This is a genomic window from Roseovarius sp. MBR-154 (genome assembly GCF_053628595.1).
The window spans coordinates 1-1140 of record NZ_JBRJGR010000073.1; the positions used below are offsets into that span (position 1 = coordinate 1).

Annotated in this window: 1 protein-coding gene; it reads left to right on the forward strand. The window is 59.6% G+C overall.

Translation table 11 applies throughout. The features are described 5' to 3' along the window. Window positions 1-1079 (forward strand): IS3 family transposase gene (locus tag ACSSV4_RS23230; RefSeq protein ID WP_454277343.1). Its coding sequence is split into 2 segments (ribosomal slippage), with 1080 coding nucleotides annotated over them: window positions 1-181 and window positions 181-1079; the frame shifts between segments, so codons are not numbered across the junction. This gene is flagged as partial in the annotation. Window positions 1080-1140: the final 61 nt, after the last annotated feature.

The window sequence follows — 1140 nt, forward strand, 5'->3', positions numbered from 1 at the left end:
GAGCTGTCGAAGAAGTATGGCGTGCATCCGAACCAGATCAGCACCTGGAAGCGCGCGGCGATCGAGAATATGGCCACGGCCTTCACCCGGCGGGGTGCTGATCCCGGGAAGGGGAACGAGGCGGAGATCGAGAAGCTGCATTCGAAGATCGGCCAGCTGGTGGTGGAACGGGATTTTTTAGCGAATGCCTCGGTTCAGCTGCTCGGGACGCGAGGCAAAAAATGGTGAGCAAGGATCATGAGCTGAGCCAGCGGCGGCAATGCAGGCTGCTGCAACTGTCGCGCTCGACGCTGTATTATCAGCCGAAAGGCGAAAGCGCTGAGAACCTGGCCTTCATGGAGATCATCGACAAGCAGTTCCTGGAGACCCCGTGGTATGGCTCTCGCCAGATGGCGCGGCACATGAAGCGGCAGGGTCACAAATGTGGCCGCCGTCACGCTGGAAGCGTGCCTGTGGCACGACGTGTGCGGCGACTGATGCGCCTGATGCGGTTGGTGCCGATCTACCAGGAGCCCAACACCAGCAAGAAGCACCCGGCGCACAAGATCTATCCCTACCTGCTCAAGGGGCTGGCGATCAACCGGCCCAACCAGGTCTGGTGCGCCGACATCACCTATATCCGGATGGAGCGGGGGTTCCTGTATCTGGTGGCGATCATGGACTGGTATAGCCGCAAGGTGCTGGCCTGGCGGCTGTCGAATACCTTGGAGGCAGACTTCTGTGTCGCGGCGCTGAAAGAGGCGCTGGCCACCTATGGCCCGCCGGAGATCTTCAATACCGATCAGGGATCGCAGTTCACCAGCAGCGACTGGAGCGATGAGCTCAAGGAGGCCAAGGTGAAGATATCGATGGATGGCAAGGGCCGCTGGATCGACAATCGCATGATCGAACGCCTTTGGCGGTCGTTGAAATACGAATGTGTCTACCTGCGCGCCTTCGAGACCGGGTCACAGGCCCGAGACGGTATTGGGAAATGGCTGGCCTATTACAACGCCGAGCGGCCCCACTCCACCCACGGCATCTTGACCCCAAATGAGGTCCATGCCAGCAAAACCGAACCCATAAGAATGGCAGCCTGATAGGAAACCCTGATCCACCTTAACCGGGCTGCAAGCTGGTCGAAAAAGCAGGACCACCTCT